This is a genomic window from Streptomyces sp. NPDC005963, assembly GCF_040638655.1.
Classification (GTDB): Bacteria; Actinomycetota; Actinomycetes; order Streptomycetales; family Streptomycetaceae; genus Streptomyces.
In genome coordinates, this window is the sequence record NZ_JBEXVD010000021.1 from 94,232 (window position 1) to 110,867 (window position 16,636).

Annotated in this window: 18 protein-coding genes; 4 read left to right on the forward strand and 14 right to left on the reverse strand. The window is 70.2% G+C overall.

All coding sequences use genetic code 11. The features are described 5' to 3' along the window. Nucleotides 1-46: 46 nt before the first annotated feature. Nucleotides 47-1,348, reverse strand: a complete 1,302-nt coding sequence (locus ABZ348_RS24855; RefSeq protein WP_358936580.1) for a glycosyltransferase family 4 protein — start codon at nt 1,346-1,348, stop codon at nt 47-49. Nucleotides 1,349-1,647: 299 nt separating this feature from the next. Next, nucleotides 1,648-2,334 (reverse strand): transglycosylase family protein, encoded by a 687-nt coding sequence (locus ABZ348_RS24860; RefSeq protein WP_358936582.1) that lies wholly within the window; start codon nt 2,332-2,334, stop codon nt 1,648-1,650. Between the two features lie 579 nt (nt 2,335-2,913). Between ABZ348_RS24860 and ABZ348_RS24865 the strand changes: the two genes are divergently transcribed. Together ABZ348_RS24865 and ABZ348_RS24870 are read left to right on the forward strand one after the other, a co-directional pair. After that, nucleotides 2,914-3,702 carry a hypothetical protein gene (locus ABZ348_RS24865; RefSeq protein WP_358936584.1) on the forward strand — a complete coding sequence of 263 codons (789 nt, stop codon included), beginning with the start codon at nt 2,914-2,916 and terminating at the stop codon, nt 3,700-3,702. A gap of 55 nt (nt 3,703-3,757) precedes the next feature. Beyond that, complete coding sequence (locus ABZ348_RS24870) at nt 3,758-4,093, forward strand: hypothetical protein (protein ID WP_358936655.1); 336 nt, start codon at nt 3,758-3,760, stop codon at nt 4,091-4,093. A 108-nt stretch (nt 4,094-4,201) separates the two neighbouring features. Here ABZ348_RS24870 and der read toward each other — a convergent pair whose 3' ends face one another. From der to aroH, 5 genes are all read right to left on the reverse strand, one after another. Continuing rightward, entirely contained in the window at nt 4,202-5,650 is a 1,449-nt protein-coding gene (der, locus tag ABZ348_RS24875) for a ribosome biogenesis GTPase Der (protein WP_358936586.1), read from the reverse strand. 77 nt (nt 5,651-5,727) lie between these two features. Beyond that, complete coding sequence (locus ABZ348_RS24880) at nt 5,728-6,321, reverse strand: lysophospholipid acyltransferase family protein (protein WP_358936657.1); 594 nt, start codon at nt 6,319-6,321, stop codon at nt 5,728-5,730. A 53-nt stretch (nt 6,322-6,374) separates the two neighbouring features. Then, the gene (cmk, locus tag ABZ348_RS24885; RefSeq protein ID WP_358936588.1) at nt 6,375-7,058 is read right to left on the reverse strand and encodes a (d)CMP kinase; all 684 of its coding nucleotides are present in this window, start codon (nt 7,056-7,058) and stop codon (nt 6,375-6,377) included. A 208-nt stretch (nt 7,059-7,266) separates the two neighbouring features. Continuing rightward, nucleotides 7,267-8,352 carry a prephenate dehydrogenase gene (locus ABZ348_RS24890; RefSeq protein ID WP_358936590.1) on the reverse strand — a complete coding sequence of 362 codons (1,086 nt, stop codon included), beginning with the start codon at nt 8,350-8,352 and terminating at the stop codon, nt 7,267-7,269. After that, complete coding sequence (aroH, locus tag ABZ348_RS24895) at nt 8,349-8,711, reverse strand: chorismate mutase (RefSeq protein ID WP_358936592.1); 363 nt, start codon at nt 8,709-8,711, stop codon at nt 8,349-8,351. Before aroH ends, ABZ348_RS24890 begins: the two co-directional genes overlap by 4 nt. 404 nt (nt 8,712-9,115) lie before the next feature. Between aroH and ABZ348_RS24900 the strand changes: the two genes are divergently transcribed. Beyond that, nucleotides 9,116-9,577, forward strand: coding sequence for a Rieske (2Fe-2S) protein (locus ABZ348_RS24900; RefSeq protein ID WP_358936594.1), 462 nt, complete (start codon nt 9,116-9,118; stop codon nt 9,575-9,577). A gap of 166 nt (nt 9,578-9,743) precedes the next feature. After that, nucleotides 9,744-10,487 (forward strand): nucleotidyltransferase domain-containing protein, encoded by a 744-nt coding sequence (locus ABZ348_RS24905; protein WP_358936596.1) that lies wholly within the window; start codon nt 9,744-9,746, stop codon nt 10,485-10,487. Here ABZ348_RS24905 and ABZ348_RS24910 read toward each other — a convergent pair. The 7 genes from ABZ348_RS24910 to scpB all read right to left on the reverse strand — a co-directional run bounded on the left by ABZ348_RS24910 (nt 10,413) and on the right by scpB (nt 16,626). Then, nucleotides 10,413-11,165, reverse strand: a complete 753-nt coding sequence (locus tag ABZ348_RS24910; protein WP_358936598.1) for a nucleotidyltransferase domain-containing protein — start codon at nt 11,163-11,165, stop codon at nt 10,413-10,415. The two genes, ABZ348_RS24905 and ABZ348_RS24910, sit on opposite strands and share 75 nt — an antisense overlap. Nucleotides 11,166-11,168: 3 nt before the next feature. Continuing rightward, on the reverse strand, nt 11,169-12,206 hold the full coding sequence (locus ABZ348_RS24915; RefSeq protein WP_358936600.1) for an ADP-ribosylglycohydrolase family protein: 1,038 nt from the start codon (nt 12,204-12,206) through the stop codon (nt 11,169-11,171). Further along, nucleotides 12,203-12,982 carry an NUDIX domain-containing protein gene (locus ABZ348_RS24920; RefSeq protein WP_358936602.1) on the reverse strand — a complete coding sequence of 260 codons (780 nt, stop codon included), beginning with the start codon at nt 12,980-12,982 and terminating at the stop codon, nt 12,203-12,205. The genes ABZ348_RS24915 and ABZ348_RS24920 overlap by 4 nt, the downstream gene beginning before the upstream one ends. After that, a complete protein-coding gene (locus ABZ348_RS24925; RefSeq protein WP_358936604.1) occupies nt 12,982-14,115 on the reverse strand; it encodes an AAA family ATPase in 1,134 nt (377 codons plus the stop codon). Before ABZ348_RS24925 ends, ABZ348_RS24920 begins: the two co-directional genes overlap by 1 nt. Further along, nucleotides 14,112-14,765 (reverse strand): nicotinamide riboside transporter PnuC, encoded by a 654-nt coding sequence (gene pnuC, locus ABZ348_RS24930; RefSeq protein WP_358936605.1) that lies wholly within the window; start codon nt 14,763-14,765, stop codon nt 14,112-14,114. The genes ABZ348_RS24925 and pnuC overlap by 4 nt, the downstream gene beginning before the upstream one ends. A gap of 182 nt (nt 14,766-14,947) precedes the next feature. Beyond that, nucleotides 14,948-16,015 carry a pseudouridine synthase gene (locus ABZ348_RS24935; protein WP_358936607.1) on the reverse strand — a complete coding sequence of 356 codons (1,068 nt, stop codon included), beginning with the start codon at nt 16,013-16,015 and terminating at the stop codon, nt 14,948-14,950. Next, a complete protein-coding gene (gene scpB / locus ABZ348_RS24940; RefSeq protein ID WP_358936659.1) occupies nt 16,015-16,626 on the reverse strand; it encodes an SMC-Scp complex subunit ScpB in 612 nt (203 codons plus the stop codon). The genes ABZ348_RS24935 and scpB overlap by 1 nt, the downstream gene beginning before the upstream one ends. Between the last annotated feature and the right edge of the window lie 10 nt (nt 16,627-16,636).

Genomic DNA, 16,636 nt, shown 5'->3' on the forward strand with positions numbered 1-16,636 from the left:
GCCACCGCGCGCAGGACCGGGGCGGGCTCGGTCGGCCTTCGGCACGTCAGGCGGGCTTGGTCGGCCGCCTGCTCCCTTTGAGCCGGCGGACCACATCACCCGCGAAGTGCCGCAGGGCGTAGACCGCGCTGTAGAGCATGCCGCGCCCGCGGTGCACGGCGTCCTTCAGCGCACTGCGGGAACCGTTGTCGCGGGCCTGGGCGAACAGTTGGGTGAAGAGTTCCTCGTGCCGGGCAGCGATCCGTGCGGGGTCGAAGCGTTCGGACGCGGCGAGCGCTGCGGCACCGGTGCGCCTGCGGAGGTCCTCGTCACCGATCAGCTCCAGGAGTGCGCTCGCGACGGCTCCCACGTCACCGACCGGCACCAGCCGCCCGTCCACCCCGTCCGAGATGATCTCGCGCGGCCCGTGCGGACAGTCGGTGGAGACGACGGGCAGCCCGCACCGCATGGCCTCGACGATCGTCATGCCGAAGGACTCCCGGGCGGAGGTCACGGCGGCGATCGACCCCTTGACCCACTCCTTCTCCAAGGGGTTGGCGTTGCCCATCAAGGAGACGTGGTCGCCCAATCCGTGCCGTTCGATCAGTGCGGTGAGCGCATCGCGCTCGTTGCCGGTCGCATCGCCGCTGCCGTAGATGCGCAGCTTCCAGTCGGGCCGTTCCAGGACGACGCGTGCGAATGCCTCCACGAGGACGTCATACCGCTTGACCCGGGTGAGCCTGCCGGCCGCGACCACGCACTTGGCGGTGGAGTCGGCGGGCTGCACGGCGGGGGCGGGAACGCCGTTGGGCACCGCTTCGACCCGTACGCCGGGAAGCCGCAGGCCCCGATAGGCCCGCGCGTCCGACTCGGTCACGGTGGTGACTGCGTCCAGGAGGGGGTAGCGGTAGCCGATCTCCCTGCGCAGTCGATAGCTGTGGCTGTCCAGCGTCAGGTGCTCCTGGGCGACCCGGATCGGCCCTTTGGGGGCCTCCCTGGCGATGTGGACGTTGAGCCCGGGGCGGGTTCCGACGACGACATCGGCCTCCAGACCGCGCAGGTGTGCGCCGATCCGGGCGTCGGTGAGGACGCTGTACTGCTTGTGGCGTCCGTCCCCCCGGGGAAAGAGCCGGGCCGGCCGGCTGTAGTCCGGGTGGTCGCCGTCGTAGTCGGGGCTCTTCTTCCTGAGGTCGACGAGGTGTCTCATGGTGACGCCCTCCGGTGTCCCCATCAGTGGGTCATCGCGGTGGCGAAAGACGGAAACGACCTCGACGTCATGACGTGCGGCAAGGGCCTCAGCAAGATTGAAAGTTGTACGGATCGTGCCGCCGATCCCATAGGCGTTGTGGAGCAGAAAAGAGATGCGCATACGCCGTAGCGTCCGTTCCCCCAGATATCAAATGTGGTCAGGAATGGACTTTACTGGTGCGTCACCTTTTCTGGAGTCGCTTGGGTGACAGGTGAGTTGTAGCGAGTCGCCTGAACCGATGCGCTCCAGGAACCACCAACACCCCCTTTTCCAGGGTGACATGATCATGTCCGAGCATGTCGAAGCCTTACCGACACAGCAGTTGAATGGACGTCAGGTGCTGCAAGTACTCCGGTTCGTCGGGCCGTACACACCGGCTCCCGTTCGATGCGGGTCGAACGGGAGCCGGTGACGGTGCATCAGAACGAGAGGCGCTGACCCGGCAGGATGAAGTCGGGATCGGCGCCGATCACCCCGCGATTGCCGGCGTACAAGGCGCGCCAGGACAGCCCGTGGGCATCGGCGATGGCTCCTAGCGTGTCGCCGGAGCGGACGGTGTAGTCACCGCGGCGGACACCGTCACGGCCACTGCGGTCGGCCGAGCGGTTCACGGTACGCGCCTCGGGCGCCGACCACGCCTTGACCTGGGACTTCTTCGCACTGGCGCCCTTGGTGCCCTTGCTCTTGGCGGGTGGGTTCCCCTGCGGGTTCGCAGCCGAAGGTGGGCTGCCGTAGGCGCCGGCCCGGGCCGAACAGGTGGGCCAGGCTCCCCAGCCCTGCACCCGCTGGACCTTCGTGGCAATCGCGATCTGCTGGGCCTTGCTGGCCCGGTCGGCGGTGGGTGCGTACGCGGCTCCGCCGAAGCCCCGCCAGGTGGCGGGCGAGAACTGGAGCCCGCCGTAGTAGCCGTTGCCGGTGTTGATCTGCCAGTTTCCGCCGCTCTCGCACCGGGCGATGCGGTCCCAAACGCCGCTGTCGGCGGCGCTGGCCTGGCCGGTGGTGGCACTGAGCAGTGCCAGGGGCGCCACCACGGCGGTGGCGACCAGCGTCGCCAACCGTCGGGGGGTGCGCGGGGAAACGGGCGTCGAACGGGAACTCGTGAACATCGAATCCCTCTCAAAGGCGCCGGGGTGCCTCAAGTCGGCGCGGCCCCGCAACGCGTTGGGCGTCGGGAGCCGCCCCGCCCAGCCCGCCGGAGGCGGTGATCGCCGACTGGGCCAAAGCCCTCGTTCGGCGATCCGGTGTGGCAGCTACGGACCGCACTGGCAATGCGGGCGAGGCGGGCTGTCCCGGGCGGTGCGCTCTGCACAGGGCGGAATCTAGAGAGAGCGACGGGCGCTCGGCAATGAATCGACGTTCCGGGCAGGCCAGTTGCCCATTACCCTAGGTAACAACCCTTTCAGGCCACCCACTTGAGCGCCGGATTTCCCGATATACCGCCCCGTTCACGCGCAGGGCTGTGAGTTGGTTCACGGACCAAAACTCTCTGCGTTTACCCATGGTTGACGGAGAGTAGGCAATTTCGTCGATATTTCTGATCGTTAACGCGGTCGATTGGGACGGGTTCCCTCCGATCTCCCACCGATGTCCTCATCGAGCGTGACTCCGACCACACCTCACCGTTGAACTCTTTATGAGCCGGGAACAGCCCGGCACACCTGATCGAGTCCTAGGAGCCACCCGTGATGCTCGACGTCAGCGAGGACGTACGCGCCGAGATCGGAGACCAAGAAGCCGATCGGCTGCTCGCCGGCGAGAACGCCCCGGGCAGCTACGACTGCACCTCCTGCCGCACCCCGGGTGACACCGGTCGCGAGCGCACCAGCACGGTGCTGTTCGTCGGCGAGGAGACCGCCGTCCTCGCCTTCGCCCACGCCACCTGCATCCCCTCCCAGGTGGTCCAGGTCGCCGAATCCGAGCTTCAGGGCGCCGTCCGATCGATCACCGGCGAGGAGACGGGCACCATGGCCTCCCCCCCGACGGCCGACGCCGCGCCCGGTCAGGCCGTGCTCGGAGTCACCAGCGGTCTGATCCTGATCGACGGCGATCTCCACCCGGCCCTCGTCGTCGAACCCACCGGACCGATCGCCCGTCCCGGCACCAGCGGGACCAACGGGGACGAGTTCCTGCCGCTGCTGATCGAGCAGGGCTTCCAGCCGGTGCACAACGTCAATCGGCTGCCCGGCCAGCTCCAGGGCTGGTCGATCCTGTTGGCCATGGGCCAACTGCACGCCGTGCTCCAGCCCGGCACCATCGGGAGCAGCCCGGCCGCCTGGTGGCAGGCCCACCAGCCGCTCCAGGTCACCGAGGGCTGGCGCACGGCGGCCAACAAGTCGCACACGGTACTGGTGTTCGCCGCCCCGGTGGGCGCGATCGGTCAGCAGCCACGGGAAGACCTGCTGCGGGACGCCTTGGAGAAGGCGGCGGCGAGCGGTCGACTGGTGGCCGCCGCGATGCCACTCGCGGGCACCTGACCACCCGTGGGTGTCGTGGGCAGTGACGGGGAGCGCTATGAGTCGTTTGCGTAACGTGCACTCATACGACCCCTCTCGTCAGCCGTACCAGAGCCATATCCCCGGGATGCGTCCCGCGCGTGAGGCTTACACGGGCCAATCCCCCACGCCCATCTATGACGCGCTGTACGCCGAGTACCGCCGGTCGTTCCGGGCCCTGCCCGGCGACCGGACCGGCGAGGAGCACCTCGGATTCGAGTCCTTCGGAACCGGGTTGATCAGCCCGCGTGCCCTCACCAGTGCCCCCCAGCACTACCCCGGCACCGGATGGCAGCCCTATCCCGTCCCTCGCCCCGCGCACGTGGGGCACTATCCGGCGGCCCTGCCGCCCGGCCCGCGCCGCGGAGTCTGATCGCCGACGCTCCCGCCCGGCCCGCACGAGCGCTGCCCCGGACCCCCGCAGAAGGCGAGCGGGGATCCGGGGCAGCGCTCTGTCACGTCGTCCGGTCGAACGCGACCGCTACTTCTTCCGGCCGCGCTTCTCGCGCACCCGAACCGAGATGTGGATCGGCGTGCCCTCGAATCCGAACTCCTCGCGCAGGCGGCGCTCGACGAAGCGGCGGTAGCCGTGCTCCAGGAATCCGGAGGCGAAGAGGACGAACCGCGGCGGCTTGGTGCCCGCCTGGGTGCCGAAGAGGATGCGGGGCTGCTTGCCACCACGTACCGGGTGCGGGTTCGAGGCGACGATCTCACCGAGGAAGGCGTTCAGACGGCCAGTGGGGATCCGGGTCTCCCAGCCGTCCAGTGCCGTCTGGATCGCCGGCACCAGCTTCTCCATGTGGCGGCCGGTGCGGGCCGAGACGTTGACCCGCGGGGCCCAGGCGATCTGGGCCAGCTCGGTCTCGATCTCGCGCTCCAGGTAGTAGCGGCGCTCCTCGTCGAGGGTGTCCCACTTGTTGAAGGCGATGACCAGGGCACGGCCCGCCTCCACGGCCATCGTGATGATCCGCTGGTCCTGGACGCTGATCGACTCGCTGGCGTCGATCAGGACGACGGCGACCTCGGCCTTCTCCACGGCGGCTGCGGTGCGCAGGGAGGCGTAGTAGTCCGCGCCCTCCTGGAGGTGCACCCGGCGGCGGATGCCGGCGGTGTCGATGAACTTCCAGGTGACGCCACCGAGCTCGATGAGCTCGTCGACCGGGTCGCGCGTGGTGCCCGCCTGCTCGTTGACGACGACCCGCTCCTCGTTCGCCACCTTGTTCAGGAGGGACGACTTGCCGACGTTCGGGCGGCCGATGAGGGCGATCCTGCGCGGCCCGCCGACGACGGTTCCGAAGGTCTGCGCGGGTGCGTCGGGCAACACCTCCAGAACGGCGTCGAGCATGTCGCCCGTACCCCGACCGTGCAGCGAGGAGACGGGGTGCGGCTCGCCGAGGCCGAGCGACCACAGGGCGGTGGCGTCCGCCTCTCCGCTGGGTCCGTCGACCTTGTTGGCGCACAGCACGACCGGCTTCCCGGCCCGGCGCAGCAGCTTGACGACGGCCTCGTCCGTGTCGGTGGCGCCGACCGTGGAGTCCACGACGAACACCACGGCGTCGGCCGCCTCGATCGCGTACTCGGCCTGGGCCGCGACGGACGCGTCGATACCGAGGACGTCCTGCTCCCAACCGCCGGTGTCCACGACCTTGAAACGGCGCCCCGCCCACTCCGCCTCATAGGTGACGCGGTCACGGGTGACTCCGGGACGGTCCTCCACGACGGCCTCACGGCGGCCGATGATGCGGTTCACCAAAGTCGACTTACCGACGTTGGGGCGGCCGACGACGGCGAGGACGGGCAGCGGTCCGTGACCGGCCTCGTCAATCGCCTCCTCGACGTCCTCGACGTCGAAGCCCTCTTCCGCGGCGAGCTCCATGAACTCCGTGTACTCGGCATCGCCGAGCGCTCCGTGGTCGTGCTGGTCGTTCATGAAGTCCGTTCCTCACGAGATCATCGTGCGGCTACCGCCGCGTGGCGGACCGCTTTCGTGCGGTCCCTGCTCAAGTCTTAACCGGTGCGACCGGTGGCGCGCCTGGCGTTTTCCAGATGGGTGGCGAGCCGCTCCTGGATGCGTACGGTGGCCTCGTCGAGCGCCTTGCGGGTGCGCCGGCCGCTGCCGTCCCCCGCTTCGAAGGCGTCCCCGAAGACCACGTCGACCCTGCCCCGCAGTGGGGGAAGGGCCTTGACGAGCCGCCCTGCGCGTTCGCCGCTGCCGAGGACGGCGACCGGCACGATCGGCGCCCCGGTGCGCACCGCGAAGTACGCGAGTCCCGCGCGCAGCGACGCGAAGTCGCCCTCGCCCCGGGTGCCCTCGGGGAATATGCCGAGGACGCCACCGGCCTCCAGCGCGCCGAGCGCACCGGTGATGGCCGTGCGATCGGCGCTCGAACGGTCCACCTTCAGTTGGCCGATCCCCAGGAGGAAGGGGTCGAGCGGACCGACGAAGGCCTCTTTCTTGATCAGAAAGTGGACCGGTCGGGGGGCGGTCCCCATCAGCATGGGTCCATCGAGGATATGCGAGTGGTTGACGGCGAGGATCACCGGACCGGCAGCGGGAACCCGCCAGGCACCGAGCACCCGCGGCTTCCACAGCCCGTACATCAGTCCGATGCCGATGCGGCGCCCGACGGCCGCTCCCTTGGGGGACGGCACGCTCACCGGGCGGCCCGCTTCGCTTCCACCAGGGCGATCACCCGGTCGATGACCTGCTGGAGGGTCAGTTCGGTGGTGTCCACCTCGATGGCGTCGTCCGCCTTGGCCAGGGGGGACGCCTTCCGGCTGGAGTCGGCCGCGTCCCGCTTGATCAGGGCTTCCTTGGTGGCGGCCACGTCGGCGTCCTTGAGCTCACCGCTGCGCCGCGCGGCCCGGGCCTCGGGCGAGGCGGTGAGGAAGATCTTCAGATCCGCGTCGGGGAGGACGGTGGTGCCGATGTCCCGGCCCTCGACGACGATTCCCGTGACCGCGGAGGCCGCGATGATGCGCTGGAGGTCGGTGATCGCGGTCCGCACCTCGGGCACGGCGCTGACGGCACTGACCTTGGCGCTGACCTCCGGGGTGCGGATGGGGCCCGCCGCGTCCACGCCGTCGACCGTGATCGTCGGGTCGGACGGATCGGTGCCGGAGACGATGGCGGGCTTGTCCGCGGCCGTGGCGATGGCGGACGGGTCCGCGACGTCGACGCCGTTGGTGATCATCCACCAGGTGATCGCGCGGTACTGGGCGCCGGTGTCCAGATAGCTGAGCCCCAGGGCGGCGGCCACGGCCTTGGACGTGCTCGACTTGCCCGTGCCGGCAGGGCCGTCGATGGCGACGATCACGGATTCCACGGTGGCGGACACCTTCCTGAGGTAATGGATCGGGGCGGGCGAGAATGCCGACGTGCCCCGGACAAGGTTACCGATTGCCCGGACCGGCCAAGGACACGCGGACGACCGCCGCCCATGACCACGGGCGGCGGGTGGGCCGGACGGCCGTCGTCGGTGTCCTGTCCGCCCTCCCGCCGTACGACCGGCGCCTGCGTCGTCCACGGTTCGCATGCGGCCCGACCTACGGGCGGATGGACCAGCCCCGCTCCCGCAGCGCGGCGGTGAGGACCGTCGCCGCGGCCGGTTCCACCATGAGTTGCACCAGACCGGCCTGCTGCCCGGTGGCGTGTTCGATGCGGACGTCTTCGATGTTGACGCCGGCCCGGCCCGCGTCCGCGAAGATCCGCGCCAGCTCGCCCGGGCGGTCGCCGATGAGTACCGCGACGACCTCGTACGAGGTGGGTGCGGCACCGTGCTTGCCGGGGACCCTGGCACGTCCGGCGTTCCCGCGGCGCAGCACGTCCTCGATGCCCTCCACCCCGCCCTTACGCAGGGACTCGTCGGAGGATTCCAGCGCCCGTAGTGCCCGCACCGTCTCGTCGAGATCGGCCGCGACCCCGGACAGCACGTCGGCCACCGGGCCCGGGTTGGCGGAGAGGATGTCGACCCACATCCGCGGATCGGACGCGGCGATGCGGGTCACATCGCGGATGCCCTGACCGCAGAGGCGTACGGCGGTTTCGTCGGCCTCGCGCAGCCGGGCAGCGACCATCGACGAGATCAGTTGGGGGGTGTGCGAGACCAGGGCCACGGCACGGTCGTGGGCATCCGCGTCCATGACGACGGGGACCGCACGGCAGAGCGCCACCAGTTCGAGGGCGAGGTTGAGCACCTCGGTGTCCGTCTCCTGGGTGGGGGTGAGCACCCAGGGGCGCCCCTCGAACAGATCGGCCGTCGCCGCCAGGGGGCCGGACCGCTCCTTGCCCGACATGGGGTGCGTACCGATGTAGCCGGAGAGGTCGAGGCCAAGGGCTTGCAGTTCACGGCGCGGCCCACCCTTGACGCTCGCCACGTCGAGGTAGCCGCGGGCGGTGCCGACCCGCATGGCTGCGGCCAACGTGGCGGCGGTGTGCGCCGGCGGTACGGCGACGATCGCGAGGTCGACCCTGTCCTGCGGCGGCTCGTCGGTGCCGGCGCCGAGGGCGGCTGCGGTCCGGGCGCGTTCCTCGTCGTGGTCGGTGAGGTGGACGATCACCCCGCGGCCGGCCAGGGCGAGGGCCAGGGAGGTGCCGATCAGTCCGGTGCCGATCACCAGGGCGGTTCTCACTGGGCGATGTCCTTGCGCAAGGAGGAGGTGGCACCGAGGTACACATGGCTGATCTCGGCCCGGTCCAGGGCCGACTCGATGTGTGCCAGCACCCGGACGACCCGGGGCATCGCCCCGTCGACGTCGATCTCCTGGGCGCAGATCAGGGGGACGTCGACGATGCCAATGCCGCGGGCCGCGGCGGCCGGAAAGTCGCTGTGGAGATCGGGGGTGGCGGTGAACCAGACGCTGATCAGATCGTCGGCCACCAGTGCATTCCGCTCCAGCATGGCGGTGAGCAGCTCACTGACCTGCTCGTTCATGTGTCCGGCGTCATCCCGCTCCAGCTGGACGGCTCCACGGACGGCTCGTACCGCCACATCATCTCCCTTGGCTCCACCGCCGGTGCGGCAGCTGTCTCCAGCGTAGTCAGCCGGTGGGTGGGGCGCCGTGGCGACCGGCTCGCGAGACGGGGCCGTACGAGCGGGGACGGGCCCGGGTGAGCGCAGGAGGGGACGGGCGTCCGGGTGACCGATGTGATCGGCATATCGACAAGTCCCAGGGCTGGTCCCGGCGGGCGACGGCATCCGGGTGAGGTCATTCGGGTGACTTGTCGGCAAGGACATGGGGCGATGAGACGAGAAGTCTCCTCGGCTCTGCTCGACCCGGCCCCGCGACCCTCACCGCGCCGGGTTTCGGCACGACAGTGCGGCGTGCTTCTCCCGGGCCCGTCGGGGCGCGAAGATGCACCAGGGGGTGCTGGTCGAGGCCGAGGAGGCACAGGATGACGACACGGCGACATGTGGTGCTGGCGGCGGGTGCGGTGGTCGGCGCGACGGCGCTGACCACCGGCTGCGGCGGCGGTGGAGATGGCTCCCCCGCCTCTTCGGACACCGCTCGCGAGAGCCCGGCCCGGACCGCTGAGCCCACCGGGTCGCCGGCCCGCACGGGCGACGGGGAAGAACTGGCCGGTACGTCGGAGATCCCGGTGGGTGGTGGCAAGGTCTTCGACGGCCCCAAGGTGGTGGTGACACAGCCGACGGCGGGTGAGTTCAAGGCGTTCTCCGCCGTCTGCACCCACCAGGGATGCCTTGTCGACAAAGTCGCCGACGGCACGATCGACTGTCCCTGCCACGGCAGCCGGTTCCGGGTGGCCGATGGATCGGTGGCCCGGGGCCCGGCGACCCGGCCCCTGCCGCCCGAGCAGATCACGGTCACCCAGGACACGATCCTGCTCGCGCGCTGAAGCCACCAGAGCCACCAGAGCCGACGGATCCGCTGAAGCCGCTGTGCAGCCCGCACCCGCACCCGCACCCGCACCCGCACCCGCACCCGCACCCGCACGATAAGAACCGGGCGCAAGGGCCGCACCACACCGGTCGCCCCTGCACAGCGGCCCGTAGCCTGGGCCCATGACCCCCGAGGACCTGGTGCGCGACCACACCGTCTACTCCTGTGTGATGGGCTCGCGGGCCTTCGGCCTGGCCACCGAGGAGAGCGACACCGACCGCCGGGGCGTCTTCCTCGCCCCCACCCCGCTCTACTGGCGGTTGGCCAAACCCCCCACCCATGTGGAGGGCCCGGCGCCCGAGCAGTTCTCCTGGGAGGTGGAACGGTTCTGTGAGCTGGCCCTGCGCGCCAACCCCAACATCCTGGAGTGTCTGCACTCCCCCCTCGTCGAGCACATCGACGACACGGGACGGGAGTTGCTCGCACTCCGCGGGGCGTTCCTCTCCCGCGAGGTCCAGCGGACCTTCGTCCGCTATGCCGAGGGGCAGTTCACCAAGCTGACCGCCGGTGTCCGCATCGCGGGCTCCCCGCGCTGGAAGCCCGCGATGCATCTGCTGCGGCTGATGATCACTTGCCGACATCTGTTGCGTACGGGAGAACTCGTCCTCGACGTCGGTGACGAGCGCGAGCGGCTCCTCGCCGTCCGTCGCGGCGAGGTGACCTGGTCCGAGTTCGAGGCCAGGATGGCCCGCGTCAGCGAGGAGGTGACCGCGGCCGGGGAGCACACCACCCTGCCCGAGGGGCCCGACCCGGCCCGCGTCGAGGACTTTCTGGTCCGCGTTCGCCGCAGGTCAGCGCTCCAGTCGGACCCGTATGACCAGCTCGCCGAGGGCGCGGCGGGCCAGCGGTTCACCGGGCAGCGCTGAATCCCGTTGGGCCTGCTCCAACACGGCGTGAAGCTTCTCGACATCCTGGTGGACCGCGTCCGTGTCCAACCCGACCGCCGAACCGTGCTCGGCCTCCGCCTTGGCCGCGATCAACTCCGGTAGGTAGGCGGGTGCGTCGACCTCCTCGATCAGCGTGGGCAGATGGGCCTGTACGGTCGCGCTGCGCATGAGGTGGATGCCGGTCAGCAGGGCGCGAAAGGTGTAGAGCAGGGGTTTGAGCTCGCCGGTCTTGTCGAACAGCCGCCACTGCGTGACGGCGAAGCCCTGGTAGTGGTGTGCGTGGTGGCCGGTGAGCACGTCCGGCGCGAGCGCGACCATCTCGGCGTGGACATCGGTGGTGTGGATGACGAGCGGGGACAGCAGTTGCTCCACCACATAGCCGTTGCGTCGGAGCATCAGCCGGACGAACTTCCTCAGGTCGTGGGAGACCAGGTCGAGTTCGACGCCGTCCTGGTCCCACATCCGGGACCGGGTCTCCGTCGGTTCGTCGAGTCCGACCAGTTCGGCCGCCGGCAGCAGATGGGCACCGCGTAGATCCACGTCCGAGTCGCGGGACGGGAACCCGTACAGATGGGCCCCGGAGACGGTGACGAAGAGAAGGGGTTCGGGCTGCTCGGCGACGACGGTTGCCAGGTCCACGGCCAAGGATTCGTCCATGGATCAAGCATCCCAGAGGGCTCCCAGGGAGAGCAGGTCACTGCGGTATTCGATCCGCTCGGACCAAGCACCGGGCCAGGCGCCGGCACCTGAGTGCGCCCCGGCCAGGGCTCCGGCCAGCGCCGCGATGGAGTCCGAGTCGCCGCGGGTGAACGCCGCTCTACGCAGGGCCAGCACGGGTTCGTCGGGGAAGAGCAGAAAGCACTGGAGCGCGGTGGCCAGGGCCTCTTCGGCGATCCAGCCGTCCCCGGTGGTCAGACAGGGGTCGGTCTCGGGACTCGGCTCGCGGAGCGCCGCGGCCACCCGGTCGAGCGCGTGGAGGCACTCGTCCCAACCGCGTGCGATGAACTCCTCGGGCGTGGCGTCCCCCGCGTGCGTCCACAACTCACCGAGCCACGACGCGTGGTAGTTGCTCCGGTTCTCGTACGCGTAGGACCGCAGGGTGCCCACCAGCCCCATCGGCTCGGCGCCCCGCGCGAGCAGGAAGATCGCGCGTGCCGTGAGATCGCTGGCCGCGAGTGCGGTGGGGTGTCCGTGCGTCAGCGCCGACTGCAACTGGGCCGCCCCCGCACGCTGCGATGCGCTGAGCCCCGGAACGAGACCGATCGGCGCGACCCGCATATTGGCGCCACACCCCTTGGACTCGATGCGGCTCGCCTCGGTCCAGTGCCGGCGTTCGTCGTCGAGGAGTCGACATGCGGTCAGACAGGTGTTGCCGGGGGCTCGGTCGTTGTCGGGCGAGTGGTACCAGACGAGGAACTCCTCGCGCAGCGGCGGTGTGAGCCGGGAGGCGTCGAGCGGCCCGCGGTCCAGGGCGGTGCGCGCGGCCCGCCCGACGGCCAGGGTCATCTGGGTGTCGTCGCTGACGACGGCGGGGGTGATCAGTTCCATCTCCCGCCAGGGACCGCACTTGGTGAGTATCTGCGGGACGTCGTTGAACTCGGTGGGGAACCCGAGGGCGTCACCGAGCGCGAGTCCGAGCAGTGCGCCGGTGGCGGCCTGCTTGGTGACGGTCCCCGAGGTCGTGTCGAGCGTGGTCATCGCTGCTGTCCTTCCGGTCGCATCAGGGGAGGGTGCAGGGCGGTCGCCGTACCCGCCCGGTAGAGCGCGGCGGGTTTGCCCCGGCCGCCGGTGCGTCGCGGCGGGCCGTCGACCGCCTCCACGAAGCCGGGTGTCGCAAGGACCTTGCGCCGGAAGTTGGGGCGGTCCAGTTCGACGCCCCAGACGGTCTCGTACACCTGCTGGAGCTCCCCCAAGGTGAAGGGTTCGGGGCAGAAGCTGGTGGCCAGACAGGTGTACTCCAGCTTGGCGCCGACCCTCTCGTAGGCGTCGGCGAGGATCCGGCCGTGGTCGAAGGCGAGGGAGGGCATCGCGCCGTACGGGGTCCAGCGGGCCGCTGCGGCGTCACCACCGCCGTGGGGTTCCGGCAGATCGGGCAGCAGCGCCGTGTACGCGACGGAGACGACGCGCATCCGGGGATCGCGGTCCGGCTCGCTGTAGGTGCGCAGCTGCTCCAGATGGAGGTGCTCGACGGTGGCGGCGGACAGCCCGGTCTCCTCGGCGAGTTCGCGGCGGGCGGCCGTCCCGGCCGACTCCTCAGGACGGATGAATCCCCCGGGAAGTGCCCAGTCACCGCGGTACGGGTCTTCGCCGCGCTGGACGAGCAGCACGTGCAGCCGCTGTTCCCGCACGGTGAAGACGGCGAGATCGACGGTGACGGCGAAGGGCGGGAAGTCACGGGGGTCGTAGTCGGGCACGTGCGCACGGCTGCCGGCAGTGCGCACGGCCGCGCCAGGTCCGTGGTTCCGGTCCGCCATCAGCCGCGCTCCACCGACGGGAAGACGGACCCGGATGCGGGCTGCGTCCCGGTGTGGTCCGGGAGCGGATCGGCGAAGTTCCAGCCCTCGTCGATCAGTGCGTCGACGGCGGCCACCGCGGTCGCCAGGCGGCGGGGGTGCGGGCCGGTGAGACGGATCGTCCGCCGTCCGGTGCGTGCCAGTTCCGTGGCGAACCGATCGGTCATCCAGGGCCGCAGTTCCTCGCCGTCCCGCAGCCCGTCGTCCTCGAAGGGGACGTCTTCGTGGTCGGTGAGGAACCACAGGTGCTGGCGTCCGGCGGCGGCGATCCGCGCCACTTCCTCATGGGTGCCGCCCAGATAGCGCTCGTGCCAGATGGTGGTGGCGAAGGCGTCGGTGTCACAGAACACCACCGGCGATCCCGCTCGGGCGGCCTGCTCCTCGTGCTCCTGCTGCCGGCGGGCGATGACGGGGAAGTCGTCCCCGGTGAAGGACACCTCGCTCCAGTGGGCGTCGGGGCGTCGTTCGCGCAGCCGGGCCAGCTTGGCTTCGCTGAACGCCCTGCCGTACTCGGGAACGTAACGGGTCCTGGCCCAGATGCCGCCGCGTGCGCGGTAGTGGTCGGCCAGCGCCCTGGCCAGGGTGGTGGTGCCGGTGGACTCTGCCCCGAGCACCACCACGCGCCGGGCGAGGGCCGCACGGACGGGTGGCCGGAGGAAGTCCCAGTGTCCGACGGGGTCCTGGCGCACGGCCGTGCCGGAGACGGGGAACAGGGAGCGTTCGACGTCGACGCAGACGGACTCCGCGCCGAAGCGGCGGCCCAGTTCCGTCCCGTACGCCTCCGAGGTGAAGACCGCATCGACCGGTTCGGGGACGGCCGCGCGGAAGACCGCCATGTGCGCGTCCCAGATCACCGGGTCGCCCAGGTCCATCGGGATGTCGTCGACGGCGCCCACGACCCGTACCCCCGGGGCCCGGTGGACCTCGCGCATCCAGGCGACCCGGTCGGCGAGCGGGATCGATTCGACCGATGCGGCGCACACGAGGACCGTGAGTCGCTCGCAGCGGTCGGCGGCGGTCGTCACCAGGTGGTGGTGTCCGGCGTGCGGCGGATAGAACTTGCCGAGGACGAGCCCGTGTCCGTACTCCTTCACGAGCTCACCGCCGGGGAACGGGATTCGACGGGTGTGAGCTCCCGCGACCAGTTGCGCAGTCCCATGACACAGAGCGTCAGGAACCCGGCGTACAGCAGGGAGGTCAAGTACAACCCCTTGTGGGCGTAGAGCGGAATGTAGATGATGTCGGCCGCGATCCACAGCCACCACGACTCCAGCCGTTTGCGGCACTGGCCGTAGGTCGCCATCAGGGAGAGCGCCGTGGTGCTGGCGTCCCAGAAGGGCACGGTGGAGTCGGTGGCGCGGTCGAGGAGGACGGTGATCGCGACGGTCCCCACCGCCCCCGCAGCGCCGAGCCAGATCCACTCGGTGCGGCTGGTGCGCCGCACCGGAAGGCGATCGGTGCCTGGTCCACCCCCGTGGGCCCAGGTCCACCAGCCGTACGCGGCGAGGGCGATGAAGACGATTTGAAGGCCGGCGTCGGCGTAGAGGCCGGCCCCGGTGAACAGCAGGATGAAGAAGACGTTGTTGGCGATGCCGATGGGCCAGTTGGCGATGTGCTGGCGGGCGACGAGCCAAACGCAGAGCGCTCCGCTGCCGAACCCGAGGACTTCGGTCCAGCTCACGGCGGTGTCGAGCAGCGTGAACAGCGGCTGCTGCAAAGGGTCCAGTATCTCCGCGAGACTCAAGACCGCCTCCTTAATAGTCATCCTGACCATAAATGAGGGTCGGCCTGCGCACAAGGGGGTTTCGACACCGGGGGAGGCCACCCGAGCAGCGGGTGGGGACCGTGCGGTCACGGAATGCGTGGAGCCCGCAGCCTCGAAGGCTGCGGGCTCCACGACGTACGGGAATCCCCGTGAGGGGCTGACTACAGCCCGACTTCCTTCATCAACATGCCGACCTCGGTGTTGGTGAGACGGCGCAGCCAACCCGACTTCTGGTCGCCGAGCGCGATCGGCCCGAAGGCCGTGCGCACCAGCTTGTCGACCGGGAAGCCGGCCTCGGAGAGCATCCGGCGCACGATGTGCTTGCGGCCCTCGTGCAGGGTGACCTCGACCAGGTAGTTCTTGCCGGTGTTCTCGACGACCCGGAAGTGGTCGGCCTTGGCGTAGCCGTCCTCCAGCGGGATGCCGTCCTTGAGCCGCTTGCCGAGATCGCGCGGCAGGGGGCCCTGGATGGCGGCGAGATAGGTCTTCTTCACCCCGTACTTGGGGTGGGTCAGCCGGTGCGAGAGCTCACCGTGGTTGGTGAGCAGGATGATGCCCTCGGTCTCCGTGTCGAGCCGGCCCACGTGGAACAGGCGCGTCTCACGGTTGGTGACGTAGTCGCCGAGGCACTGGCGGCCGTCGGGGTCCTCCATGGTGGAGACGACGCCCGCGGGCTTGTTCAGCGCGAAGAAGAGGTGCGACTGCGTGGCGACGGTCAGCCCGTCGACCTTGATCTCGTCCTTGTGGGGGTCGACGCGCAACCCCTGCTCGGTGACGATCCGCCCGTTGACCTCGACCCTGGCCTGGTCGATCAGCTCCTCGCAGGCGCGGCGCGAGCCCATGCCGGCACGGGCGAGGACCTTCTGGAGGCGCTCGCCCTCCTGCTCGGCGCCCGGGTGGGTCTTGGGCGTCTTGATCTCGGGCTTGCCCGCGTACCGCTCCCGGTTGCGCTCCTCGGTACGGGCGTCGTACTCACGGGAGCGCGCCGGGGCGGACCGGTCACGTCCGCGCTGGGGAGCACCGGCCGGGGACTGCTTGGGGCCGCCCTTGGCACCGCCCCTCGCCGCGGCGCCCCGGCCCTTCTTCGGAGCGTCGGAGGAGGGACCGCCGACGTCGTAGCGGCGCTCCTCGGGTCGGGGCGTACCCGAGCGCTTCTGCCTGTCGTCGCGGTTGTTTCCCGCACTGCGGGGGTTACCCCGCCCGCTGCTGTTCCTGCCGCTGCTTCGCATCAAAGTTCCGTCGTCTTGTCGTCTTCTGTGTCCGGGGCGTCCGGAGCGTCCGGATGGTTCGAAGGCTCCGGAAAGTCCGGGGCATCCGGGTCGAACGACGGAACGCCTTCTTGGGTGTCGGCCTCGATCGCCTCTGCCTCCGGAAGGAAGGGCGCCAGCTCCGGCAGCTCGTCCAGGCCGCGCAGGCCCATCCGCTCCAGAAAGTAGTTCGTCGTCCTGTACAGGATCGCACCTGTTTCGGGTTCCGCGCCCGCCTCCTCGACCAGACCCCGCTGGAGGAGGGTGCGCATCACCCCGTCACAGTTCACTCCGCGCACGGCGGAGACCCGGGAGCGGCTGACCGGCTGACGGTAGGCGACGACCGCGAGGGTCTCCAGGGCGGCCTGGGTGAGCCGGGCCTGCTGGCCGTCGAGGACGAACCGTTCGACGGCCGCCGCGTGCTCGGCGCGCGAGTAGAAGCGCCAGCCGCCGGCGACCAGCCGCAGCTCGAAACCGCGCCCCTGGGCCGTGTACTCGTCGGCCAGCTCCCGCAGGGCGTCCGCGACGGCCCGTGGCGGCCGTTCCAGCACCTTGGCGAGGTGTTCCTCGGTGGCCGGCTCGTCGACCACCATCAGTACCGCT